Here is a 23,890-nt window from a genome sequence, read left to right on the forward strand (position 1 = left end):
GCGCCGGGGGTGCGAGGAGGTGCCCGCGGCATGACCGACAAGCACGATGCTGTTCACATGCAGATCGGGCAGGTCGCCACCCGCACAGAGTTGTCCATCCGCACCCTGCGGCATTACGACGAGGTCGGCCTCGTGACGCCCTCGGCGCGCACCTCCGGCGGGTTCCGCCTCTACACCGAACAGGATGTCGACCGCCTGCTGGTGATCCGGCGGATGAAGCCGCTCGGTTTCACCCTGGCCGAGATGAACGATCTACTGGCCGCCCTGGACGACCTCGACGATGCGGCGTCCTCGCCCGCCGATCGGCAACGAGCGGTCGATTGCCTCAAGGAATTTCGCGACAAGACCGCCGAGAGCGCCGATCGGTTACGTCGCCAACTCGCCTACGCCGAAGAACTGGCCGATCTGCTCGACGAACGCTCCCGCGCGCGTCAGTGACCGGCTCCCAGCCGCCCCGACAGCCGGTCGTGGCGGTCGGCTGAATCCCGGTTCAGGCCGATGATCTCGACCGACTTGCCGCGCGAGTGGTACTTCGTGGTGATGGCATCGAGCGCGGCCACCGTCGAAGCGTCCCAGATATGCGATTCGGACAGATCGACGACCACCTCGTTCGGGTCACCGCTGTAGTCGAACTGGTAGACCAGGTCATTGCTGGAGGCGAAGAACAGTTCGCCACGCACCCGGTACACCACCCGGTCGATGCTGCCGTCGCCGTCGACGTCGGATTCGGCCATCTTCTCGACCGTGACCAGGTGCGCCACCCGGCGGGCGAATAACACCATGGCGGTGATGGAGCCGACGATGACGCCGTAGGCCAGGTTGTGGGTCGCCACCGTGACCACCACCGTGGCCACCATGACCAGGGTTTCGCTGCGCGGCATCCGCCGCAGCGTCGTCGGGGCGATGCTGTGCCAGTCCATCGTCGCCACCGACACCATGATCATCACCGCGACCAGCGCCGCCATCGGGATCAACCCGACGATGTCGCCGAGCCCCACGACCAGCGCCAGCAGGAACATGCCCGCCAGGAAGGTCGAGATCCTGGTGCGGGCACCCGAAACCTTCACGTTGATCATGGTCTGGCCGATCATGGCGCAGCCGCCCATACCGCCGAAGAAGCCCGTCACGACATTGGCGACACCCTGGCCCCAGCCCTCACGGGTCTTGTCCGAATGCGTATCGGTGATGTCGTCGACGAGCTTGGCGGTCATCAGCGACTCCAACAGGCCCACCAGCGCCATGGCCAGCGCGTAGGGCGCGATGATCGCGAGCGTCTCGACGGTGAACGGGACGTTCGGGAAGAACAACGCGGGCAGGCTCGACGGCAACTCGCCTTGATCGGCCACATCCGGAAGGTTGAGGCCGAACACCACGGTCGCCGCCGTCAGCAGCACGATCGCCACCAGCGGGGCCGGGACCGCGGTGGTCAGTTTGGGCAGGCAGATCATGATGACGATGCCGACGGCCACGCACGGATACACCAACCACGGCACCCCGATCAGGTGTGGGAACTGCGCGGTGAAGATGAGGATGGCGAGGGCGTTGACGAAGCCCACCATGACGCTGCGCGGGATGAAGCGCATCAGTCGGGCCACCCCGACCACGCTCAGCACGATCTGCAGGATGCCCGCCAGGATCACCGTCGCGATGAAGTAGTCCATGCCGTACTGACGCGCCAACGGCGCGATCACCAGCGCGATCGCGCCGGTCGCCGCCGAGATCATCGCGGGCCGGCCACCCACGATGGCGATCGTGACCGCCATCGTGAACGAGGCGAACAATCCGACCCGGGGATCGACCCCGGCGATGATCGAGAATGAAATCGCTTCGGGGATAAGGGCCAACGCCACCACCAGGCCGGCGAGCACCTCGGTTTTGAGACGCCGCGGCGACCGCAGCGCGGCCCATACCGACGTACTCGGATCGCCGGCCTCGCGGACTGTCGATCCGCTGATCGGTTTTCCTGCCTTGCTCAAGGCACACTCCGTTCACGTCGCAGCACACAGCCTCCGGGCCCATCGCCCGTCGAGTCGGGTCGGCAGGTGCAATGGTGCACGGTCAGGCGGCGGGACCCGAGCGGGTCATCCGGCGGCCGACGCTGCCGGAGCGAAACTCTACCCTTACCGGAGGGAAGAGTTGGCATCCGGTGTCGAAGGTCGCTCACGCTGCCGGGCGTCCGGCGTCACCTATGCTCGATCCATGGCGTCGCAGTGGAAGGCGTTCCAGAGATTCGCCGAGAACATCGTCTTCAATGAGGCTCCCAAGCTCATCCGCCAGCTCCCCAAGCCCGAGCGGGTCATCCAGCAGGGACTGAAGATCGGCATGGACGCGCTCGCCGGTGCCGGTACCGCCGCCGCGCCGCGAACCGCGCTGCCCAGTGGGCGTCCCGTGACGAAGTCCAGCGTGCCGACCGCGCAACGCGCCCGCCGCATCGAATACTCCCCCGCCCTGGACGGGCAGGCCGACCCGGGCGAGATCGTGTGGACCTGGGTGGTCTACGAGGACGACCCGACCCGGGGCAAGGACCGCCCGGTCCTCGTCGTCGGTCGCGACCGCAGCATCCTGCTCGGACTGATGCTGTCCAGTCAGGACCACCACTCCGACGATCCCGACTGGATCGGCATCGGTTCGGGTAGCTGGGACGACGACGGCCGCCCCAGCTGGGTGCGGCTGGACCGGGTGCTCGACGTGCCCGAGGACGGTATCCGCCGCGAGGGTGCCATCCTGGACCGCGACCGCTTCGAACGCATCGCCACCCGGCTGCGCGCCGACTTCTCCTGGTCCTGAACCCCTGCGCCCTTCCGCCCAACCGAACAAACGGGTGAAAATTTGCGAGTGGATACCAGCATTCCGTCAGTCTCGGCGCGCGCTCAGACCGAAACGCCCGCACGCACCAAGGGGAGCACACCCTCCCCGACGTGACGGATCTCGTCGGCCTGCGGGTACCCCGACAGGACGAACTCGCTGATACCCAGCCGGGCGTACTCCGCGAACACCTCGGCGACCTGTTCGTAACTGCCGACCGCAGCGGTGCCCGCCCCGTCGCGCAACAGGCTCGGCCCGGCCCACAGTCCGGGATGCACCTCCAGGCTGCGCGCGTCCACCAGCTCGCCCGTCGTCAGTGCCGCCATCCGCCGCTGCCCCTCGGAGCCGCTGGACAGGTATCGGTCATGCGCCCGGCGCACCGCAGCGGGATCCAGACCGGCGATCAGTTCCTCGGCACGTTGCCAGGCCTGCTCTTCGGAGGGCCGTGCGACGGTGTGCATGCGGAGACCGAACGCGAGTTCGCGCCCATGCCGGGCGGCAGTGCTGCGCACCCGGTCGATCTTCTCGGCGACCTGCTCGGGCGGCTCGCCCCAGGTCAGGTAGACGTCGGCGTGCTCGGCCGCCACCTCGATCGCCTCGGGCGAGGAGCCGCCGAAGTAGACGGTCGGGACGGCCTCCACCGGATAAGCCGTCCGCGCCGCTTCCACGTCATAGAACTCCCCTCGGAACGAGAACTCCGGATTGGACCACGCACCGCGGACCACCGAGAGGAACTCGCCAGTACGCCGATATCGCGCCGCCTTGTCGGCGGAATCCCCGTAGCGACGCATCTCCAGATCGTCACCACCGGTGACGATGTTGAGCGCCAACCGGTTTCCGGTGAACCGTTGGTAAGTGCTGACCTGCTGGACGGCCAGCGTGGGCGAAAGCACCCCGGGCCGGAACGCCACCAGGAATTTCAGCCGCTCACTGTGCTGGGCCAGCGCGGCAGTGGCCAACCAGGAGTCCTCGCAATGCGAACCGGTCGGGGTCAGCGCGGCCTCGAAGCCGAGATGTTCAGCGGCGCGCACCAAGGCGGTCAGGTTCTGCAACGTCGGCTGCAGATGGGACTGCGCGCGGGTCGCCGAGTCGCCCCTGTTATCGGCGATCGTCGTGGTGTCCCCGTGAGTGGGCAGATACCAGTGAAACTTCAACGCCATGACGCCAACCTCTCCTCGGTGAGCGCATCCACGCGCGGCATGATCACCGCAGCAGAGCATTCCAACTCGGCCTCAAAGGTCTTTGACGCCAACATGTAAGTACCGATCCCGTCGCCGAACCAGTCCACGATGCGCCGCGCGACGGGATGGGCGAGCGCGGCCATCGTGACGTGCACGTTGGCCCACGCTCGGAACTGTGGTCTTTGTGAGGTCGCTCGTTCCGTCGGCACCACACAAAAGTACTCAGCTACAAGCACTTTGAGAAAAGTGCGGCCCATTTCGAATCATTCAGATCGCTACTCTTCGCCCAACGTGCGGTCGTGAGTAGGTTGAGCGAGTTCCCTGAACGTCAGTCCGCTGGCGATTCCTCAATCTCCACATGTCGATGCATGTCGCCACCGCGCGCTGTGCACGGCCGACGACCGTTCAACCAAGAGAGCCACACCTGTGATCGAGATCGAGAACCTGACCAAACGGTTCGGCGACCGCACCGTCCTCGACGGCATCTCGCTGTCGGTCGGCAGCGGCGAGATCCTCGCCGTGGTCGGCCCCAGCGGCGCCGGCAAGAGCACCCTGTCGCGCTGCGTCAGTTTCCTGGAGCGGCCGACCAGCGGCACCGTCCGCGTCGACGGTAAGGACTTCACCCGGCTCGACCGTGCCGAGTTGGTGACCGCACGCCGCAGCGTCGGCGTGATCTTCCAGACCGCTCCGCTGCTGCGCCGCCGCACCGTGGCGCAGAACATCGCACTGCCACTGCAATATCTGCACGCGACCGAGGCCTCGGTGACCAAACGTGTCGACGAGTTGTTGGAACGGGTCGGGCTGAGCGACCGCCGCGAGTTCTTCCCCGCCCAGCTCTCCGGCGGACAGAAGCAGCGTGTGGGCATCGCCCGGGCGCTCGCGCTCGGGCCGTCCAATCTGCTTTCCGACGAGGCGACCTCCGGGCTGGATCCGGCCACCACCAAATCGATCCTGGGACTGCTCAGCCATCTCCGCGACGAGTTCGGGTTGTCGATCATCCTGATCACCCACGAGATGGAGGTTGTCCGCGAGATCGCCGACTCGGTGGCCCGGATCGACAACGGCCGCATCATCGAGAGCGGCTCGGTCGAGGACATCATCCTCGACCCGAATTCCGCTCTGGCGCATGAACTCCTGCCGGATCGGCCCAGTGTGCCGGTGCGCGACGCAGGTGACGTGTGGGAGGTGTCCTATGCCTCCCGCGATGTGCCGCTGGACTGGCTGACCTCCATCGGATACACCCCGGGACTGGCCGGCGCACAGATCAGCGTGCTCAGCGCCAGCGTCGAGGCCATCCGCGGAGTCGCGGTGGGCCGCGCGGTGCTGGCCATCTCCCCCACCGCACCAGCGGGTTTCGCCGAACACCTGCGCGACCGGGGCCTGCACGTGCGTGCCGTCGCCACGGCCGGCGGCGAGGCAGCCGCGTGAACCTGCTCGCCGCCGAGGATTTCAGCACCCCATGGTCGCGGGTGCCCGATCTCCTGCTGCCCGCGTACGGCCAGACCTGGGTGATGGTCGGCGTCACCATGACCCTCGTCGTGCTGATCGGCACACCCGCGGGCATCGTCCTGCACAACACCTCGTCGTTCGGGCTGTTCCCGAATCCGCGGGTCTTCAACGTGCTGAACACCATCGTCAACATCGGCCGCTCACTGCCGTTCCTGATCCTGATGGCCGCCATCATCCCGGTCACCCGGTTCATCGTGGGCACCACCATCGGCATCGCGGCGGCAATCGTGCCGATGACCGTTGCCGGTGTGCCATTCTTTGCCCGCCTGGTGCAGAACGCGCTGCGCGAAGTCCGCTCCGATGTCGCCGACATGGGACTGGTATCAGGCGGATCCCATGTCCAGGTGATCCGGTCGGTGCAACTCTCCGAGGCCCTGCCGGCACTGGCCGGGGCGCTGACCGTCAACACCATCGCCATGATCGAGTACTCGGCGATCGCCGGATCCATCGGCGCGGGCGGCGTCGGGCATCTGGCAATCACATACGGCTACAACCGCTTCGACGACAACATCATGATCGCCACCGTGATCGCGCTGATCCTCACCATCCAGTTGGTGCAGTTCACCGGTGACCGTGTCATCAAAGCCCTCACCCGCTGACCCCGAACAAGAACAGAAGGAACACTGTGGCAGACCAGAGCAGCGCCGCCCCCGGCGTCGACATCGAGATCAAGCAACGCAAGCGCTGGCCGTGGATCGCGCTGGCCGCCGCGGCCGTGGTGGTGGCGGCCGGCGGTATCGCCTACAGCCAGGTGTCCAACCGCGACCAGCCGTTCGGCACCGAACTCGAAGTGGCGACCTGGAGCACCGATATCGCGGCCGAAAATCTGCTGGCCTATATCAGCGAGAACGTGGCACCGGACCACGGCATCACGATCAAGCCGGTACAGATCGACAACCTGATCGAAATCAACCGGGCGGTCGACGCGGGCACGGTGGCCGGCAACTTCTTCCAGCACCAGCCCTTCCTCAACGACGCGATTGCCGCCAACGGGTTCGAATTGACCCTGGCCGCACCGGCGTTCACCTGGGACCAGGCCACCTACTCCGACAGGTACGACAGCTGGGAGGAATTGCCCGCCGGCGCCAAGGTCGCGCTGCGCGACGACCCGGCCGGCCAGGCCATCGCGCTGCTGGACCTCGCCGAGGCCGGTCAGATCACGTTGGCGCCGGGCAAGGACACCGTCGAAGGACTGCCGCAGCTCAGCGATGTCGCCACCAACCCGAAAAATTACGAGTTCGTCCAGGTGCCGATCGGTCAGCTGGCCCGCAGCCTGCCCGATGTGGACGCCGTCGTGGTGCACATCTCCGACGTCTATGCCGCCGGGCTACGCGAAGACCAGATCCTGGACCGGCATCCCGCGCCGGTCGGCAGCGAAGGCGGGCTCGTCGTCAGCAACAAGCACCTCGACGATCCGAATGTGCAGAAGCTGGTCGCCACCTTCACCGATCCCAAGATCGCGGAGTTCCTGCAGACCACCGACAACGCGCTCATCCGCGACACCCTCGGCCCGATCGGCGAGTCGGATTCGGCGGGGTCCGGGGCCACCTCATGACGGCCCGCGACCGCAAACCGCTGTACTACTCGGCGTTCGTGATGAACACCGCCTCCCATGTGCTGCACGGGTTGTGGCGGGCACCGGAGGCGCAGAACCACAGGTTCAACTCGTTGCGGCACTGGACGTCGCTGGCCGCCGAGGTCGACAGGGCCGGATACGACCTGTTGTTCTTCGCCGACGTCTTCGGGTTGCGGGCACCGTGGAACGGCAACTGGCGCAAATCCGTCGAGGGCGGGATTCAGATCCCGGTCAACGATCCATCGGTGCTGGCCTCGGCGCTGGCAGCGGCGACGGAGAACCTGGGCATCGTGTTCACCAGTTCGATCATCCAGGATCATCCCTTCAACTTCGCGAGGCGGATGTCCTCGCTGGACCACTACACCGAGGGCAGACTGGGCTGGAACATCGTCACCAGCTTCAACGCCAACATGTTCCGCAGCTTCGGTCACGAGGGCACGCTGGTGCACGATCAGCGGTACGAATGGGCTTACGAGTACGTCGACGTCGCCTACAAGCTGTGGGAGGGCTCATGGGACGAGGACGCGCTGGTTCAGGACAAGGAGCGCGGCGTGCACTCCGATCCGACGAAGATCCACAAGATCAATCACGTGGGACCGCGGTATAGCGTCGAAGGCCCCCATTTCACCTCACCTTCCCCGCAGCGGACCCCGGTGCTGTTCCAGGCCGGCTCGTCACCTGCCGGTCAGTTGTTCTCCGCCCGCAACGCCGAAGGCGTCTACATCGGCAGCCCGACACCGGCGGACGCCTACCAGCTGACGACCGAAACACGCTCCCTGGCCGCCGAATACGGGCGCGACCCCGCCGACATCACCTTCGCTCAAGGACTGTCGTTCGTCATCGGCGACACCCACGCCGACGCGATCCGGCGCAACGACGAGCTCAAGCGGTACCTCGATCTGGAGGGCATCGCGCTGCATGCGCTGGGTGATGCGGGGGTGGACGCAGGCAACCTGCCCCTGGACACGCCCATCAGCGAGCTCGGCGAGTTCACCGGCATCCAGAGCTTCAAGCGCTGGGCAACCGAGGTCTCCGGCAACGACGAACCCACCATCCGGGACATGGCCTGGGTCCTGGAGGGCGCCAACCGTGTCGTGGGCACCGCCGACGAGATCGCCGATCGCCTGGAGGAGTGGCGGGAGGCCGGCGTCGACGGTATCAACGTCTATCACGCGACCGTGCCGCAATCATTCCGGGAGATCGCCGACCGGCTGTTCCCCACCCTTCGTGAGCGTGGTCTGATCGGCACCGACAAGTCGGGCACGTTGCGCCACAAACTACTCGGCCGGGGCGACCGGCTGCCGGACAGCCATCCGGCGGCCAGGTACCGCGGGGCGTTCGACGACAACTCACTGGCCGACCGGGCTCAACAGCCGATCAGCACCAGCGCTTAACGGTATGCGAACCGGACGTGCGGATAGCCGTCCTCGACGGTCACGGTGCATGCCACGCCGTAGACCGAACGGACCAGTTCCTCGGTCAGCACCTGCGCCGGTGCGCCGGCGGCGACCACCGTCCCGGCGGACAGCACCACGATGTGGTCGCAGAACATCGCGGCGAGGTTGAGGTCGTGCAGCGCCACCACCGACGTCACCCCGAGTCGGCGGATCAGACGCAGGATCTCCAGCTGATGCGCGATGTCCAGATGGTTGGTCGGCTCGTCGAGCAGCAGATAGTCGGGATCCTGCGCCAGCGCCCGGGCGATCTGGACCCGCTGGCGCTCCCCGCCCGACAGTGTGTGCCAGTACCGGTCGGTCATGTCGAGCAGGCCGGTGGCCGACAACGCGGTCTCGACGATCACCGTCCCGGCGTCGTCGGTGCCGGTCATGCCGGTGTAGGGAATGCGGCCCAGGCGCACGACATCCCGCACGGTGATGTGCAGTTCGGTCTCGGAGTGCTGAGCCACCAGAGCCACCCGGCGGGCCAGCGCGCGCTTCGATATCCGCGCCACCGGCTCGCCGTCGAGGTGCACCGTGCCCTCGCTGGGCCGGTGCACACCGGCCAACAGTTTCAGCAGTGACGACTTCCCGGAGCCGTTGGGCCCCAACAGCCCGACCGTGGCGCCGGGCGCCGGTCCGATGGTGACGCCGTCCAGCACGAGCCGGCCCGAGCGGGTCCAACCGATATCGTTCGCCTGCAAGCTCATGACGGTATCCCCCTGCGGCGCAACAGGATCATCGCGAACGCCGGGACACCCAGTAAGGCCGTCACCACGCCGGTGGGCAGCTCCTGAGGCGCGAACAGGGTGCGGGCCAGGGTGTCGACCCACACCATGAACACCGCCCCGAAGATCGCCACCGTCGGCAACAGGCGCAGGTGCGCCGGCCCGACGACGAAGCGCGCGGCATGCGGCAGCACCAGCCCGACGAACCCGATGGCACCGGCGGCGCTGACCAGCGCGGCCGTGATGAGGGCGGTCAGCACCAGCAGCACGATCCGCGCCCGGCGCACCGACACGCCCAGCGAGGCCGCGGCATCGTCACCGAAGGCGAACGCGTCCAGCGCCCGGGCGTAGGCCAGGCAGCACACCAGACCCACGCCCACCACCGCACTGCACACCGCGACGTCGTTCCACGACACCCCGGCCAACGAGCCCAGTAGCCAGAACAGCACGCCGCGGGTCTGCTCGGCGTCGGCCGAGGACAGCACGATGAACGATGTGAGCGCCGAGAACAGTTGGGTGGCCGCGACTCCGGCCAGCACCACCCGATCGGTACCACCACCGGCGGCATACGCGAGCAGCAGCACCACCCCGAAGGACAGCACCGCACCGACGAACGCGCCGCCCGACAGGGTCACGGTGCCGGCACCGACGCCGAGCACCGCGATCAGCACCGCCCCGGTCGACGCACCCGAGGACACCCCGAGCACGAACGGATCGGCCAACGGATTGCGCAGCAACGACTGCAGGATCGCCCCGCACAGCGCCAGCCCGGCACCGCAGACCGCGGCCAACAGCACCCGCGGCAGCCGGAGTTGCCACACGATGCCGTCCTGGATCCGGGTGGCACCCGACGGACCGGCACCCAGATGCTCGGCCACGATCCCGTATACGTCCCGGACCGACAGCGCCGCCGGGCCGATCGTGATCGCCACGGCCGCCGAGAACACCAGCAGCGCAAGACCCAGCACCCACAGCACCGGCAACGAACGCGTGCGCACCATCAACGGCCGTCGGCGAATCCGAATCGGCGCAACCCCGCGGCCACCTTCTCGGCGCCGTCGACCGTACGGATGGACGGATTGAGATCGGCACCGTTGACCACCACATAGCGCTTCTGCTGCACGGCCGTCATCCGCGATGTCACCGGATTGCTCTCCAGGAATCGGATCTTGGTGTCCAGGGCATCACCGTCGATGGTGCGACGGCTCAGATCGGCGAGCACCAGCACGTCGGGATCCCGCTCGGCAATGACCTCCCAACTCACCTGCGGCCATTCCTCGGTGGTGTCGACGAAGATGTTGCGGGCCCCCACGGTGTCGGTGATCACCCCCGGGGATCCGCAGCACCCGCCGAAGTACGGGGCACGAACATCGGAGAACCAGTACGCCAGATCGGCATCGGCCTGCATTCGGCTCGCCGAGACCCGTTGTTCCAGATCGGCGATCAGCTCCTCACCGCGGTCGGTGACGTCGAAGATGCGCGCCAATTCCCGGATCTCGGTGTAGACGGCCGCCATGGTGAACGGTTCGGTGCGGGCCCCGTCGGCGTTGACCGACACCTTCCCCACGCAGTCGCTCGGCGCCAGATAGCTGGGCACACCGAGGGATTCGAACTGGTCGCGGTCGGCGACACCACCGGGCCCCAGCGTTCCCGCGAAGGACGCCGAGACGAAATCCGGTTCCGCGTCCAGCACGGTTTCCAAAGCGGGCTTGTTGTCCGCCAGCCGCGGCACCGCGGCGTTGGCGTCGGCCAGATTCTCCCGGACCGGGTCGGTCCAGGTGGCGGTGCCCACCATCCGGTCGGCCAGCCCGAGCGACAGCAGGATCTCGGTGGAGCCCTGGTTCAGCGCGACCGCACGCTGCGGTGGTGCGTCGATCACCACGTCGCGGCCGCAGTTGTGCACGGTGATCGGGAAACCCGGGGTGGTCGCCGCCTCGGCCGAGGTGTCGTCGTGCCCGCAGCCGGCCACGAGCAGGACCGCGGCCAGCGCCGCGTATCGACGCGCCATCACCGGCGTACCCCGAAGCCGGCGGCGATCTTCTCGATGGCGTCGATCTGACGGATCCCGGGATCCAGTTCCGAGCCGGTCAGCACGACATAGCGCTGCTGTTGCACCGCCGACATGTTGCGCGTCACCGGATCCGATTCCAGGAAACCGATCTTGGCGTCCAACGCGTCACCGTCGATGCGCTTGCGGCTCAGGTCGGCCAGAACCAGGACGTCGGGATCGCGGTCGGCGACGGCCTCCCAGCTGACCTCGGGCCAATCCTCGCGCGCGTCGGCGAACACGTTGGTGGCACCGACCTCGGTCGCGTACAGCCCCGGCGCCGAGCAGCACCCGGCCATGTACGGCGTGCGCAGCCCGGAGAACCAGAACGCGACGGTGGCACCGTCACCGGGCATCTCCGGCGCGTCGGCCAGCCGTGAGCGTAATTGCGAAATCAGCTCCTCGCCGCGCTGCTGGACATCGAAAATCTGTGCCAGTTCCGTGATTTCGCGGAACAGCGTGTCCATCTTCAGGGGCGCGGTCCTGGTCACCGTCTCACCGTCGACATCGGCGTCGACGCACACCGACGGTGACTGATAGGTGGGGATGCCCAATTCGGCCAGTCGTGCGCGCTCGCCCACCACCGCCGGGGTGAAGGTGTGCGCGCTGGCCGAGGTGATGATGTCCGGCTCGACATCGAGCACCGTCTCCAGCCCCGGATCGTTGTCGGCCAACCGCGGCACCCGTTCGTTGTCCTCGGCCAGTTCGGGTAGCACCGGATCGAACCATGTCGAGGTGCCGACCATGCGGTTGGCCAATCCCAGCGACAACAGAATCTCGGTGGAGGCCTGATAGAGCGACACCGCCCGCTGCGGCGGTCCGTCGAAGGTGACCTGCACGCCGCAGTTGTCCAGCGTCAGCGGATAGCTGGTGCGGCCGCCGGTGTCGGGTGCGGCAGGCGCGGCGTCGGGGACATCAGCGGCCCCACAACCGGTGAGCAGGATCAGTGCAGCTGACAGTGTGGTGAACACACGCACGAGATGACTTCCTTCGGTGCAGGGCTCGAACGCGGAGCCGCCAACGATTCACCGGCGGCAGGCATTCGGGCTCCGAGGTCACACCTCGACACCGCTGCGCGTCAGCTCCGGATTCACACCGGATTCCCCTGCTGTCGGTCCCCGCACCCTACCTTGGCGTGCGCCACATCGGGTACAGGGTCGGCCCGTCTGCAACGGTGATCTCGCCGGTCACCTCGAATCCGAAGCGCTCGTAGTAGCCGATGTTGTCCGGATTGCTGGACTCCAGATAGGCCGGCGCGAACTCGGCGTCGCAGCGGTCCAACCGGGACCGCATCAAGGCATGGCCCAGTCCGCCGCCGCGCACCTGCGGGTCGCTGCCGATGACCGCCAGATACCAGTGCGGCTCTTCGGGATGGGACCGTTTCATCAATTCCGAGACCTGCATACCGCGGCGCACCGCGGCACCGAAGGTCCACAACATCGACGGCGCGGCGCGCAACTCCTCGACGGTGGTGTGGCGCCACTGCCCCGGCGGATCCCACAGCGCGGCTGCGGCGATACCGGATCCGGCGGTGGCCACCTCGACCCCGCCGCGGGCCAGATGGTGGTGCCGGGTGAGTGCGGCGAACAGCTTGTGCAGCTTGGCCCGGCGAGCCTGTGGGTCGGGCAGCATCCAAGCCATCACCGGGTCGTCGAAGAAGGCCCGACCGAGTACGTGGGACAGCGCGGCGGTGTCGGCCCGCACTGCGGGGCGGACGGCAACGGAGCTCATGCCCTCATTTCAGCCCTGAGTGATGTATGCCTGCAAGTGCTCGGTGCTGGATTCGAGTTCCTGCAGGCGGGTCTTGACGACGTCACCGATGCTGACGATGCCGGCGAGTCGGCCGTCCTGCAGCACCGGGATATGCCGCACCCGGTGGTGCGTCATGGCCGCGCTCAGGCTGTCGACCGAGTCGTCCGGTGAGCAGAACACCAGGTGGGTCGTCATGATTTCGCTGACCGGACGGTTCAGCAGATCTCCGCCCAGCTCGTGCAGCCGGTGCACCACATCGCGTTCCGACACGATGCCGACCGGCCCGTCGGGGCCCACGACCACCATCGCCCCGATGTTGCGATCGACCAACCCGGCCAGCAGGTCGGCCACCGACGTCTCGGCGGTGATGGTCGCGACGCTGGCTCCCTTGTTCTTCAGCACGTCGGCGATGCGCATGACACCCTCCCCACAGTGTGACCACGAACACAATCAAGGCTACGACGGATCGCGATCCGATTCGACGAATGTCGGCAACCGACCGGCATCCGAACGGTATATCTGAGCGATGATCGAGGTCACCCTGTTGGGCACCGGAAGCCCCCTCCCCGACCCCGACCGGGCCGGCCCGTCGACCCTCATCCGCGCCGGTGAGCAGACCTTCCTGGTCGATTGCGGGCGCGGGGTGCTGCAGCGGCTCGCCGCCGCCGGGTCGGGCGCCAACATGCTCAGCGCGCTGCTGTTGACGCACCTGCACAGCGACCACATCGTGGATCTCGGCGACGTCCTCATCACGAGGTGGATCACCACGTTCACCCCGGACCCGGTGCCGCTGCCGATCATCGGGCCGCCGGGCACGTCGGCCCTGGTGCAGGCGACGCTGACCGCGTTGGGGCACGATATCGGCTACCGCATCGCCCATCACGGCGATCTGAGCGCTCCGCCGCTGGTCCGGGTGCACGAGTTCACCGAGGGCGCGGTCTGGGACGAGGTCGGTGTGCGGGTCAGCGTGGCCCCGACCGACCACCGGCCCGTGGCGCCGACCATCGGCTTCCGCATCGAGCACGACGGTGCCTCGGTCGTGCTGGCCGGTGACACCGTTCCGTGCGACACCCTCGACGAGTTGGCCGCCGGCGCGGGCGCATTGGTGCACACGGTGATTCGCAAGGACCTGATCGACTCGATGCCGCTCCAACGCATCCGCGACATCTGCGACTATCATTCGACCGTCGAGCAGGCCGCCGAGACCGCGGCCCGGGCCGGGGTCGGCATCCTGATCCTCACCCACTATGTGCCTGCGATGGTCAAGGGCACCGAGGACCAGTGGCGGGCGCTGGCCGCCGGCCGGTTCGACCGGCAGATCGAACTCGGTGACGATCTGCACCGGGTCCAGGTCCACCCCGGCGTCTGCACGAAGACGTCGTGAGGTCGCCCGCTCAGGCCAGGCGGGTGATCTCGACCACCACGTCCAGATCGGTGGAACCCTCGCCGGAGTAGATGCCCTTCAACGGGGTGACATCGGAGTAGTCACGGCCGACGCCGACGGTGATGTACTGCTCGTTGATGTCGGTGTCGTTGGTGGGGTCGTAGTTCCACCAACCGCCGGTCCAGGCCTGCACCCAGGCGTGGCTCTGCCCGTCGACGGTGTCACCGACCGCCGCCTTCGGCTTGGGGTGCAGGTACCCGGACACATATCTGGCGGGAATCCCCATGCTACGCAACAGGATCAGGGTCAGGTGCGCGAAATCCTGGCACACCCCCTTGCCCTCCCGCAGCGCGTCGAGCCCCGACGAATGCACACCGGTGGTGCCCGGGACGTAGTCCAGTTCGCTGCGCACCCAGTTCGCGGCGGCCACCACGGCCTCCTGCGGTTCGTACTCCTTGGCGATGCGCTGCCCCACACGCTGGATGCGTTTGCTCGCCGGTGTGTAGTCGGTGGGGCTGAGCACCTCGTCGAACCTGTCGATCACCGCCTCGGCGCGCAGATCCTCCCAGCTGACCGCCTCCGCGGGCATCTCCCCGACCTCGGTCTCCACCACCGAGGACGAGGTGACCTCCAGTTCGGTGTGCGGGGCATGCAGGTCGAAGGACGTCACCGCGGTACCCCAGTAGTCGAGATAGCGATACGACCTGGTGGCCGGCACGGTCTCGACCCGGTTGAGGATGACGTTCTGCCGGGAGTCCGACCGCGGGGTGAGCCTCGCCTCGTTGAACGACGCGGTGACCGGTGACTTGTAGGCGTATCCGGTCGCGTGGACCACGCGCATCCGCCACATCTGTCAGATCTCCCCTTCTTCGATGACGACGGCACCGTGCTTGCCCGCGTCGGTCCAGGCCACCCACGGAGCGGAGTGAAAGTACTGCACCGCCAACGCCTCACTGACATCGGCACACGTCTTCTGCAGCCCCGACAGGTGATCGGCCAGCGATTCGAGCAGCAGGCCGGGCTGCAGGAACTCCAACTCGCTGCGGGCACGCCCGAGCAGGCGCTGTGCCTCACCGGTGGAGCCCACCCGGTTGTGCCTACCGTTCTGCAGTTCCTCGAGGCTGTGTTCGGCCAGCCGCAGCGAGTAGAAGACCGAACGCGGGAAAAGCCGGTCCAGCAGCAGGAATTCGACCACCCGGCCGGCGTCGAGCACGCCGCGGTAGGTGCGCAGATAGGTGTCGTGGGCACCCGCCGACCGCAGCACGGTCACCCACGCCGGCGAGGACGCGCTGTCGCCGACGCGGGACAACAGCAGGCGCACCGTCATGTCGACACGTTCGATGGCGCGGCCCAGCACCATGAACCGGTAGCCGTCATCGCGCGACAGCGTCGAGTCCGCCAGCCCGGCGAACATCGCTGCCCTGCCCTCGACGTAGCCCAGGAACTCGTGCGGCCCCAGACGCCGGGCGGCGCGTTCACGTTCGGCCAGCGCGTTGTAGGTGGTGTTGAGGCATTCCCACATCTCGGTGGAGGTCACCTCCCGCGCGCCGCGGGCGTTCTCCCGGGCCGCCGAGATGGAGTCGACGATCGAATTGCCGCCGTAGATATCGCGGCTGAAGGCCACCAGATCGGTCAGCGACCAGACGTCGAGTTCGGTGTCCGGTGGCTCGATACCGAGGGCCTGCAACAGCACTCGCGAGGCCTGATCGGGGTCGACGCTGGAATCCTCCAGCAGTTGGTGCACCGCGACATCGAGGATCCGGGCGGTGTCATCGGCGCGTTCGACATAGCGGCCGATCCAGTACAGCGATTCCGCGTTACGAGCCAGCATCATCGCCTCCCGAGCACGTCGCCGCGCGCCTGCTGCTGTTGTTGGTTCTGTTGATTCTGCTGTTGCTGCTGCGAGGAGAGCTCGGAAACCTGTTCGGCGCGTGGCACTTTGGCCGCCTTCGCCTTGGCGGCGGGAACCAGCTCGGCGGCGGCCAGCTCACGGTCGGCCGCCGAGGCGCGCGAGGCCAGCACCCAGGTGTCCTTGGATCCGCCGCCCTGACTGGAGTTCACCACCAGCGACCCCTCGGGCAGCGCGACCCGGGTCAGGCCACCGGGCAGCACCCAGACGTCGTCACCATCGTTGACGGCGAACGGCCGCAGATCGACGTGGCGCGGCGCGAGTTTGTCGCCGATCTTGGTCGGCACCGTCGACAGCTGCACGACCGGCTGGGCGATCCAGCCGCGCGGGTCGGCGCGGATCTTCTTGGAGATCGTCGCGAGTTCCTTGGGCGAGGCGTCCGGCCCGAATACGATCCCGTAGCCGCCGGATCCCTCCACCGGTTTGATCACCAGTTCGTCGACCCGGTCGAGGACCTCCTCGCGCTCGTCGTCCAGCCAGCAGCGGAAGGTGTCGACATTGGCCAACAGCGGCTTCTCCCCGAGGTAGTACTCGATGATGGTGGGCACGTAGGTGTAGACGAGCTTGTCGTCACCGACCCCGTTGCCCACGGCGCTGGAGATCACGACGTTGCCGGCGCGGGCGGCGTTGAGCACCCCGGCCACGCCGAGCACCGAGTCCGGCTTGAACTGCATCGGGTCCAGGAAGTCGTCGTCGATGCGGCGGTAGATGACGTCGACCTGGCGTTCACCCTCGGTGGTGCGCATGTAGACGGTGTTGTCGCGGCAGAACAGGTCGCGGCCCTCGACGAGTTCGACGCCCATCTGCCGGGCCAGCAGCGAATGCTCGAAGTACGCGGAGTTGTACACCCCGGGAGTGAGCACGACGACCGTCGGATCGGCCTCGTTGGAGGCGGCGGCCTTGCGCAACGCACGCAACAGGTGCGAGGAGTAGTCGCCGACCGCGCGCACCCGGTGGCTGGCGAACAGGTTCGGGAAGACCCGCGCCATCGTGCGGCGGTTCTCCATGACGTAGGACACCCCCGACGGTGAGCGCAGGTTGTCCTCCAACACCCGGAAGGTGCCCTGGGCGTCGCGGACCAGATCGATACCGGCCACGTGGATGCGCACCCCATTGGGCGGCACGATGCCGACGGCCTCGCGATGGAAGTGTTCACACGAGGTGATCAACCGGCGCGGGATGACGCCGTCGCGCAGGATCTCCTGCTCGCCGTAGATGTCGTCGAGGTAGAGCTCCAGTGCCCGGACGCGCTGCGCGATGCCGCGCTCCAGCCGGGTCCATTCCGCAGCCGAGATGACCCGCGGCACCAAATCCAGCGGGAAGGGGCGCTCCTGCCCCGACAGCGAGAAGGTGATGCCCTGGTCGATGAAGGCGCGGCCGAGCGCATCCGTGCGGGCTTCCAACTCGGAGGCATCCGACGGCGAGAGTTCAGCGAATATCCCCTTGTACGGCGGCCGCACGTTGCCCGAGCCGTCGAACATCTCATCAAAGGCGAGACCGTAACCGCCCTGGTCCGGATAACCGTCGAAGATCCCCGCCTGGCGTTTCTGAGATCGTGAGTTCGAGCGTGACGTGCGTACGGTGTCGTTCGACAGGGTTCGTGGGCTCACTGTTCACATGCTGCCGTAATTCGGGCGTTCAGGCAGGCCGGTCCCGCCGCTTTGGGGGTTTGGCACCCCCGCTGGTAACCTGAACAACTGCTGCCCAGCCGCGAACGCTGCGCCGGGCACCCGAGACTCAGCAATTCACACCGACGGTTAGAAGGAACTACACGCGTGGCCAACATCAAGTCGCAGGAAAAGCGCATCAAGACCAACGAGCGCCGTCGACTGCGCAACCAGTCGGTGAAGTCGTCGCTGCGCACGGCCATCCGCGGGCTCCGTGAGGCCATCGACTCCGGCGACAAGGACAAGGCCGGCGTTCTGCTGGTCGCCACCAACCGCCAGCTCGACAAGGCCGCCAGCAAGGGTGTCATCCACAAGAACCAGGCGGCCAACAAGAAGTCCGCGCTGTCGCTGGCCGTCAACAAGCTCTGACTTTTCTTCGCTGACCCGCGCGTCGACGATCTTCGTCACGCGCGGGTTTTTGCGTGTCCGCGCACCGGTCGTCAGTCGGCCGCCGCCAGTTCGGCGACCTTACGCACCGCCCGCTCCAGCGCGAAGTCGGCGTCCGCCGCGGCGCCCTTGACATCGGCGTTGAGCGCGGCGACCACGCGGATCGCCTCGGCCACCCGGTCCTTGGACCACCGCCGCGCCTGTTTCTGCGCCTTCTGCACACGCCAGGGAGGCATGCCGAGATCGCCGGCCAGCCGGTACGGATCGCCCGACAACGGACCGACCCGGGCGATGGTGTGCACCGCCTCGGCCAGCGCATCGGCCAGCACGACATGCGGCTCGCCACTGTGCATCGCCCAGCGCAGCGCCTCGGCGGCACCGGGCACATCACCGGTGACCGCCTTGTCCGCGATATCGAAGCCCTTCACGTCGGCCTTGCCGCTGTGGTACTGCCGCACCGCGGCGGCGTCGACCTGGCCGTCGGTGTCGGCGACCAACTGCGAGCAGACTGCGGCCAGTTCCCGGATATCGGAGCCGACCGCGTCCAGGATCGCGGTGACGGTGGCGTCATCGACCTTCATCTTCAGCGTCCGGAACTCGCGGCGCACGAAGTCGGCCCGGTCACCCGGTTTGGTGATCTTGGCGCACGGGTGCACCTCGGCACCGAGCTTTTTCAGCTGATCGGCCATCGCCTTGGCCCGTCCGCCGCCGGAGTGCACGACGACCAGCAGCGTGCCCGGCGGCAGATCGACCGCCGAGGCGACGATCAACGCGACCGCGTCCTTGCCGGCCTCGGCCGCCGCCTCCAGGACGACGACCCGCTCCTCGGCGAACAGTGACGGACTGAGCAATTCGGCAAGTTCGCTGGTGCTGACCTCACCGGCACGCAACCGATCGACCGGGACATCGACGGTGCCGGCACGCTTGCGGGCCGCACGCAGCACGCTCGCCACGGCGCGCTCGACGAGCAGTTCCTCATCACCGAGAACCAGATGCAGTCCCTCGCTCACGTGACGGCCTCGCAGGCTCGGACGTCACGTTCGGTACCCATGGTTCGCGCGCAAGCTTCGCTCACGTAGCCAATCGTTTCACGCCGACCCGACAACCCCGGACACGGTCCACGCCAGCAGGCAGCAGATCCCGGCCGCCGCGAGGCGTCGCCCCCAGCGCCACCGCCAGGTGACGATCACCGCTCCAGTAACGCCGGCTACCAGCGCCATGCCCACCGCCCCGTCGGGCACCGCCAACGACGCGCCCGGTATCGAGGCGATCCGGTGGGCGACGGCAAGTAGCCACCACAGTTCGGGGCCGGTGAACCGGATCAGCAGTTCGGCCCCGGGCGGCCAGCACGTCGACAGCGCCGCGGCCACCGTGCCCATCAGCGTGATGGGTGGGATCACCACGCCGACAAGCAGATTGGCGAGCACCGCGAACACGCTGACATTGCCCGAGATCCCCGCCACCAACGGGGCGGTGACGGCCTGCGCGGCCGCGGCGATGCACACCGCGTCGGCCGCCGGTTTCGGCCAGCCACGGGCGACCAGGCGGCGCGACCACGCCGGCGCGATCACCACCAGCGCCGCGGTGGCCACCACCGACAGCGCGAAGCCGGCGTCCACCGCCAGTTGCGGTGTGCTCACCATCAGCGCGATCACGGTCGTCGACAACACCGGGATCGCCTGTCTGCGCCGGTGCGACACCACCGCGAACAACCCGATGGCACCCATCACCGCCGCCCGCAACACACTGGCCGACGGTTCGACGACGATGACGAAGCCGATCAGGACGACCAGAGCGGCGGCCGCGGCCAGTCGCGGCCCCACCAACGCGGCCGACAACAGCGCCGCCCCGCACACGATGGTGACGTTGGCGCCCGACACCGCGGTCAGATGTGTCAAGCCCGATGCCTTGAAATTCGCGGCCGTCGTCGCGGTCACCGCAGAGGTGTCACCGAGCACCAGGGCGGGCAGCATCGCGGCCTGCTCGGCGGGCAGTACCCGACGTGCCGCGGCGGAGAACTCGGCCCGCACGTGGCCGGACAGGCGGCGCACCGTCGGCGATTGCGCCAGCGTCGGCTCCCCGACCGCGGTCAGCACCGCGACGGTGAGGTCGGCGCGCAGCGGCCGGGCGATGCGGGCCCGGAAGGTGGCCCGGCGGCCCACGGTCAGGTCGGCGAACTCCGCCACCGGCGCGAACACCACGACCATGCCGCCGAGCGGCCGGCCCTCGACCTCGCGCAGACCGGCCCGGAACATCATCCGGCCACGCCCCAGCGAGCGCGGCGATTCGGTGGGCGCGACCGTCACGATGGCCGAATCGCCGTAGCGCCCGGCAATCGGGTGCTGACGGACGTCGTCGGTACGCAGCGCGACCGCGACCCCGAACGTCGCGCCGATGACCGCGACGGCGGCCACGGCCGGCAACCCGGCCCGGGCCGGACCCCACCGGACCAGTGCTGCCGTCAGCGCCACCGCCGTGACCACCACGGCGATCGGCACCACTCCAGGCCACGCGATACCGGCCGCGGTCACCGCCCAGGACGTCAGCGCCGCGGGCACCAATCGGACGTCGAGCGGACGCTCGTCGGGATTCACGCGCGGGGTTCACGTAACGACCAGGGCGCGCAGCTTGTCCAGCCGGGCCGGCCCGATACCGTCCACGTCGCCGAGTTGGTCGACGCTGCGGAACGGCCCGTTGGCGTCGCGCCAGGCGATGATGGCCGTGGCGGTGACCGGTCCGACGCCGGGAAGGGCATCCAATTCTTCGGCGGTCGCGGTGTTCAGGTTCACCGCGGCTGCCGGCTCGGCGGACGGGCCGGCGTCCGACGGCGCGCCCGATGGTGTCTCCGAGCGGACCGAACTGCCCATCGGTGACGGTGATCCCGGTGGTGCGGCGAGGCCGACGATGATCTGTTCGCCGTCGTTCACCCGTCGGGCCATGTTCAGACCCACCAGATCGGCACCGTCGAGCGCCCCGCCGGCCTTCTGGAGGGCGTCGGCGACCCGGTCACCGGCGGTCAGCGTGACCAGCCCCGGTTTGTGCACCAGTCCCACGACACTGACAACCACCGGGCCGTCCGGCGCCGCCTCGGCGGACGGTGCGGCGGCGGTCGAGACCATCTGTACCGGAGGCAGGTCGACGGCGGTCACCGGCTCATCGGGATTGCGGACGACGGTGAACACCGTCACCAGCACCGCGATCAGCCCGATGCCGAGCAACGCCAGGACACCGGCGCGTCCCGGATCGGCCCGCAGCGTCGCCATCCAGTCCCGGGCCGAACGCGGATTCGCGGTATCGGGCAACCAGCGGGCCAGCGTGGTGTCGGACTCGTCGGCGCCGTCCTCGGGTTCGGGCGCCGCCTCACGACCGATGCGTCGGGACAGGCGCTGCGCCGGTGATTCGGTGTCCATGCGCCCGACGGTAGGCACGGCCGGTGACCCGACCGCCCGGTGCGGCGGGCGCCGACGGGGCGGCTGTGGACGAACCCGCCATTGTGGACAACCGGTCGGGCGTCAGTCCCCGTGCGAGGCGAGTACCCCGATCTGCGGGCCGTCGGCGCCGTCGATCAACAGATAGGTCACCGCCACCCGACCGATTTCGGCGCCGTCGACGTCATGGCGGACGAAGGCGCCGCGATACAGCGCCGATGCTGCGTTCAACTCGGTGACCGCGGCGCTGAGCAAGGCGGTGGATCGGTATCGCTGCGCCCGCAATCCGTCGATCTGGTCCTCGATGACGGCGGCCACCTGGTCGGTGTTGGTCAGTGCGACGACACCGGAGTCGGTGGTAATGGTCAACGGCACGGCGTAGCGGGCCAGCAGATCCGACATCGGGCGCTGCCCTCGCGCGGCCGCGGCGAAGACCGCGAGGTACTCGTCGAACCAGCGCTGCACGTCGGCCGAATCCATTGTCATTGCCCGAGTTTATTGTTCACCGACTGCGTGCGGACAGGTTCCTGATGAACCGGGCGATCTCCGCGGGCTGCTCCTCGGCCATGAAATGGCCGGCGGTGATGGGCTGATAACGCAGATCGCCGGCCCACGCCGACCAGATGGCGGTGGGATCGAAACCCAGTTGCGACCCCCAGTCCTGCGAGATGACCCCGACCGGCATCGCCAGGCGGCGGCCGGCCGCGCGGTCGGCGCGGTCGGTGTCCAGATCGATTCCTGCGGTCGCCCGAAAGTCGGCGACGATGGAGTCCACCGCCGCGACCGAACTGTCGAGATAGTGCCGTCGAACCTCGTCGTCGAAGCTCGATCCGTCGGTGTCCCATGCGTCCAGAAATGACGCGAAGAACTCCTCGGCCACCGCGTTGATCATCTTCTCGGGCAGGCCGGCCGGCTGCGCCATCAGGTACAGATGCCAGGCCACCTTGGCGTCCACCCCGTGCAGCACCGCCCAGGTGTCCATCGTCGGTAACACGTCGAGGATTCCGAGGAATCGGACGGTCTCGGCGTGGTCGAGGGCCGCCCGCACACCCACGAGTGCGCCGCGATCGTGGCCCACCAGCCCGAACCGGTTGTGCCCCACAGCCGCCGCGACCGCGGTGATATCCAGTGCCATGGTGCGCTTGGAGTAGGTGTCCGGGCCGGCTTCGGCCGGTTTACCGCTGGCCCCGTAACCGCGCAGGTCGGGGATGATGAGGGTGAACTCCTCGGCCAGTTCCCGGGCGACATGGCGCCACATGTAGTGCGTCTGAGGGAAGCCGTGCAACAGGACGATCGCGGGGCCGGAGCCACCGACCGCGACGTGGATGGGGACACCGTGGTGCCCAACTAGGCGCGAGTAGCGGAATCCGTCGATTCGCAAGTCACTCATGAGTTTTCCTTCGCACGTTCGGGGTGTCCGGAGAAAATTCCGGCGGGCAACTGCCGCCCGGCCGGCGCCGCGGTCCGCAGCGCGGGCAACAAGATCGCATCGACGAGCGCTTCCAGGTAGTCGTCGTCGGTGTCGAGTCCGTTCATCCGGCGCAGCAGCAGGACCGCGCCGGCCACCTCCTCGAAGGCGAACGGGTCGACATCGTGGGGCAGTTCGCCGCGACGGACCGCGGCCGCCACCACGTTCGCGGGCAGTCGTGCTCCGGTGGGACCGACGGTCCGCTCGATCTCGTCGCACAGTGCGGGATCGTCGAGGCCGGCCTGTAACAGCAACAGTGCGGTCTGGCCGTCCGTCGACCGCATGGTGGTGATCAGCCTCCGACACAGGGCCAACAGGTCACCGCGCAGGCTTCCGGTGTCGATGTGGTCGGGTTCGTCACGCTGTGCCGGAACCGCTTTCAGCGCGGCGGTCACCATCTCGCGTTTGGTCTTCCAACGTCGGTACAGCGTCGCCTTCGAGGCACCGGCACGCCGGGCCACCTCCTCGAACGTGAGGTTCTCGTAGCCGACCTCGGCCAGCAGGTGGTAGGCGACCTCGAGGATGTGAACTTCACGGGCATCGTCGCGCGGACGCCCGCCGCGGCGAGGTGTCGGCGTCGACTCTTTCAAGTACGACACGTTTCGTATCGTAA

General features: G+C 67.9%; 26 protein-coding genes and 1 riboswitch. Of the genes, 8 read left to right on the forward strand and 18 right to left on the reverse strand.

What is annotated here, in order from left to right; all coding sequences use genetic code 11:
• Nucleotides 1-57 precede the first annotated feature (57 nt).
• Nucleotides 58-438 carry a MerR family transcriptional regulator gene (locus tag ACWDUN_RS14505; RefSeq protein WP_449930169.1) on the forward strand — a complete coding sequence of 127 codons (381 nt, stop codon included), beginning with the start codon at nucleotides 58-60 and terminating at the stop codon, nucleotides 436-438.
• Here the strand turns inward: ACWDUN_RS14505 and ACWDUN_RS14510 are convergent.
• On the reverse strand, nucleotides 432-1,955 hold the full coding sequence (locus ACWDUN_RS14510; protein ID WP_449930171.1) for a SulP family inorganic anion transporter: 1,524 nt from the start codon (nucleotides 1,953-1,955) through the stop codon (nucleotides 432-434). The two genes, ACWDUN_RS14505 and ACWDUN_RS14510, sit on opposite strands and share 7 nt — an antisense overlap.
• 244 nt (nucleotides 1,956-2,199) lie before the next feature.
• Between ACWDUN_RS14510 and ACWDUN_RS14515 the strand changes: the two genes are divergently transcribed.
• Nucleotides 2,200-2,787 carry a type II toxin-antitoxin system PemK/MazF family toxin gene (locus tag ACWDUN_RS14515; RefSeq protein WP_449929714.1) on the forward strand — a complete coding sequence of 196 codons (588 nt, stop codon included), beginning with the start codon at nucleotides 2,200-2,202 and terminating at the stop codon, nucleotides 2,785-2,787.
• An 83-nt stretch (nucleotides 2,788-2,870) separates the two neighbouring features.
• Here the strand turns inward: ACWDUN_RS14515 and ACWDUN_RS14520 are convergent, their stop codons facing one another.
• A complete protein-coding gene (locus tag ACWDUN_RS14520) occupies nucleotides 2,871-3,965 on the reverse strand; it encodes an LLM class flavin-dependent oxidoreductase (protein ID WP_449929716.1) in 1,095 nt (364 codons plus the stop codon).
• Nucleotides 3,956-4,129, reverse strand: a complete 174-nt coding sequence (locus ACWDUN_RS14525) for a hypothetical protein (protein ID WP_449929718.1) — start codon at nucleotides 4,127-4,129, stop codon at nucleotides 3,956-3,958. The genes ACWDUN_RS14520 and ACWDUN_RS14525 overlap by 10 nt, the downstream gene beginning before the upstream one ends.
• Before the next feature lie 283 nt (nucleotides 4,130-4,412).
• Here ACWDUN_RS14525 and ACWDUN_RS14530 point away from each other — a divergent pair, with 283 nt between their 5' ends.
• The 4 genes from ACWDUN_RS14530 to ACWDUN_RS14545 are packed head-to-tail and all read left to right on the forward strand — an operon-like array spanning nucleotide 4,413 to nucleotide 8,465.
• The gene (locus ACWDUN_RS14530; protein WP_449929720.1) at nucleotides 4,413-5,414 is read left to right on the forward strand and encodes a methionine ABC transporter ATP-binding protein; all 1,002 of its coding nucleotides are present in this window, start codon (nucleotides 4,413-4,415) and stop codon (nucleotides 5,412-5,414) included.
• Nucleotides 5,411-6,094 carry a methionine ABC transporter permease gene (locus ACWDUN_RS14535; protein ID WP_449929722.1) on the forward strand — a complete coding sequence of 228 codons (684 nt, stop codon included), beginning with the start codon at nucleotides 5,411-5,413 and terminating at the stop codon, nucleotides 6,092-6,094. The genes ACWDUN_RS14530 and ACWDUN_RS14535 overlap by 4 nt, the downstream gene beginning before the upstream one ends.
• Before the next feature lie 26 nt (nucleotides 6,095-6,120).
• Nucleotides 6,121-7,050, forward strand: coding sequence for a MetQ/NlpA family ABC transporter substrate-binding protein (locus ACWDUN_RS14540; RefSeq protein WP_449929724.1), 930 nt, complete (start codon nucleotides 6,121-6,123; stop codon nucleotides 7,048-7,050).
• Nucleotides 7,047-8,465, forward strand: a complete 1,419-nt coding sequence (locus ACWDUN_RS14545; RefSeq protein WP_449929726.1) for an NtaA/DmoA family FMN-dependent monooxygenase — start codon at nucleotides 7,047-7,049, stop codon at nucleotides 8,463-8,465. The genes ACWDUN_RS14540 and ACWDUN_RS14545 overlap by 4 nt, the downstream gene beginning before the upstream one ends.
• On the opposite strand, the gene ACWDUN_RS14550 is transcribed toward ACWDUN_RS14545, so the two are convergent.
• From ACWDUN_RS14550 to ACWDUN_RS14575, 6 genes are all read right to left on the reverse strand, one after another.
• Nucleotides 8,462-9,217, reverse strand: a complete 756-nt coding sequence (locus ACWDUN_RS14550) for an ABC transporter ATP-binding protein (protein WP_449929728.1) — start codon at nucleotides 9,215-9,217, stop codon at nucleotides 8,462-8,464. The two genes, ACWDUN_RS14545 and ACWDUN_RS14550, sit on opposite strands and share 4 nt — an antisense overlap.
• Nucleotides 9,214-10,236 (reverse strand): FecCD family ABC transporter permease, encoded by a 1,023-nt coding sequence (locus ACWDUN_RS14555; RefSeq protein WP_449929730.1) that lies wholly within the window; start codon nucleotides 10,234-10,236, stop codon nucleotides 9,214-9,216. Before ACWDUN_RS14555 ends, ACWDUN_RS14550 begins: the two co-directional genes overlap by 4 nt.
• Complete coding sequence (locus ACWDUN_RS14560) at nucleotides 10,236-11,243, reverse strand: ABC transporter substrate-binding protein (protein WP_449929732.1); 1,008 nt, start codon at nucleotides 11,241-11,243, stop codon at nucleotides 10,236-10,238. Before ACWDUN_RS14560 ends, ACWDUN_RS14555 begins: the two co-directional genes overlap by 1 nt.
• The gene (locus tag ACWDUN_RS14565) at nucleotides 11,243-12,259 is read right to left on the reverse strand and encodes an ABC transporter substrate-binding protein (protein WP_449929734.1); all 1,017 of its coding nucleotides are present in this window, start codon (nucleotides 12,257-12,259) and stop codon (nucleotides 11,243-11,245) included. The genes ACWDUN_RS14560 and ACWDUN_RS14565 overlap by 1 nt, the downstream gene beginning before the upstream one ends.
• A 42-nt stretch (nucleotides 12,260-12,301) precedes the next feature.
• A riboswitch (cobalamin riboswitch) is annotated at nucleotides 12,302-12,442 on the reverse strand.
• Complete coding sequence (locus tag ACWDUN_RS14570) at nucleotides 12,408-13,013, reverse strand: GNAT family N-acetyltransferase (RefSeq protein WP_449929736.1); 606 nt, start codon at nucleotides 13,011-13,013, stop codon at nucleotides 12,408-12,410. Its footprint overlaps the riboswitch before it by 35 nt.
• Nucleotides 13,014-13,022: 9 nt before the next feature.
• Entirely contained in the window at nucleotides 13,023-13,451 is a 429-nt protein-coding gene (locus ACWDUN_RS14575) for a CBS domain-containing protein (protein WP_449929738.1), read from the reverse strand.
• A gap of 109 nt (nucleotides 13,452-13,560) precedes the next feature.
• Between ACWDUN_RS14575 and ACWDUN_RS14580 the strand changes: the two genes are divergently transcribed.
• Nucleotides 13,561-14,418, forward strand: a complete 858-nt coding sequence (locus ACWDUN_RS14580) for a ribonuclease Z (RefSeq protein ID WP_449929740.1) — start codon at nucleotides 13,561-13,563, stop codon at nucleotides 14,416-14,418.
• 10 nt (nucleotides 14,419-14,428) lie between these two features.
• On the opposite strand, the gene ACWDUN_RS14585 is transcribed toward ACWDUN_RS14580, so the two are convergent.
• The 3 genes from ACWDUN_RS14585 to ACWDUN_RS14595 are packed head-to-tail and all read right to left on the reverse strand — an operon-like array spanning nucleotide 14,429 to nucleotide 17,808.
• Nucleotides 14,429-15,268 (reverse strand): transglutaminase family protein, encoded by an 840-nt coding sequence (locus ACWDUN_RS14585; RefSeq protein WP_449929742.1) that lies wholly within the window; start codon nucleotides 15,266-15,268, stop codon nucleotides 14,429-14,431.
• A 3-nt stretch (nucleotides 15,269-15,271) separates the two neighbouring features.
• A complete protein-coding gene (locus ACWDUN_RS14590; protein ID WP_449929744.1) occupies nucleotides 15,272-16,249 on the reverse strand; it encodes an alpha-E domain-containing protein in 978 nt (325 codons plus the stop codon).
• The gene (locus ACWDUN_RS14595; RefSeq protein WP_449930173.1) at nucleotides 16,249-17,808 is read right to left on the reverse strand and encodes a circularly permuted type 2 ATP-grasp protein; all 1,560 of its coding nucleotides are present in this window, start codon (nucleotides 17,806-17,808) and stop codon (nucleotides 16,249-16,251) included. The genes ACWDUN_RS14590 and ACWDUN_RS14595 overlap by 1 nt, the downstream gene beginning before the upstream one ends.
• Before the next feature lie 294 nt (nucleotides 17,809-18,102).
• On the opposite strand from ACWDUN_RS14595, the gene rpsT reads away from it, so the two are divergent.
• Nucleotides 18,103-18,363, forward strand: coding sequence for a 30S ribosomal protein S20 (gene rpsT / locus ACWDUN_RS14600; protein WP_449929746.1), 261 nt, complete (start codon nucleotides 18,103-18,105; stop codon nucleotides 18,361-18,363).
• Between the two features lie 71 nt (nucleotides 18,364-18,434).
• Here rpsT and holA read toward each other — a convergent pair whose 3' ends face one another.
• The 6 genes from holA to ACWDUN_RS14630 all read right to left on the reverse strand — a co-directional run bounded on the left by holA (nucleotide 18,435) and on the right by ACWDUN_RS14630 (nucleotide 23,876).
• Nucleotides 18,435-19,379: a DNA polymerase III subunit delta gene (gene holA / locus ACWDUN_RS14605; protein ID WP_449930175.1), complete on the reverse strand. Its 945-nt coding sequence runs from the start codon at nucleotides 19,377-19,379 to the stop codon at nucleotides 18,435-18,437.
• A gap of 90 nt (nucleotides 19,380-19,469) precedes the next feature.
• Nucleotides 19,470-20,975 carry a ComEC/Rec2 family competence protein gene (locus ACWDUN_RS14610; protein WP_449929748.1) on the reverse strand — a complete coding sequence of 502 codons (1,506 nt, stop codon included), beginning with the start codon at nucleotides 20,973-20,975 and terminating at the stop codon, nucleotides 19,470-19,472.
• Nucleotides 20,976-20,984: 9 nt separating this feature from the next.
• Nucleotides 20,985-21,791, reverse strand: a complete 807-nt coding sequence (locus tag ACWDUN_RS14615; RefSeq protein WP_449929750.1) for a ComEA family DNA-binding protein — start codon at nucleotides 21,789-21,791, stop codon at nucleotides 20,985-20,987.
• A gap of 102 nt (nucleotides 21,792-21,893) precedes the next feature.
• On the reverse strand, nucleotides 21,894-22,295 hold the full coding sequence (locus ACWDUN_RS14620) for a DUF6841 family protein (RefSeq protein ID WP_449929752.1): 402 nt from the start codon (nucleotides 22,293-22,295) through the stop codon (nucleotides 21,894-21,896).
• 16 nt (nucleotides 22,296-22,311) lie between these two features.
• Entirely contained in the window at nucleotides 22,312-23,199 is an 888-nt protein-coding gene (locus ACWDUN_RS14625) for an alpha/beta fold hydrolase (protein ID WP_449929754.1), read from the reverse strand.
• Nucleotides 23,196-23,876, reverse strand: a complete 681-nt coding sequence (locus ACWDUN_RS14630; RefSeq protein ID WP_449929756.1) for a TetR/AcrR family transcriptional regulator — start codon at nucleotides 23,874-23,876, stop codon at nucleotides 23,196-23,198. The genes ACWDUN_RS14625 and ACWDUN_RS14630 overlap by 4 nt, the downstream gene beginning before the upstream one ends.
• Nucleotides 23,877-23,890 lie beyond the last annotated feature (14 nt).

The sequence above is a fragment of the Mycobacterium sp. NPDC003323 genome (assembly GCF_053589535.1).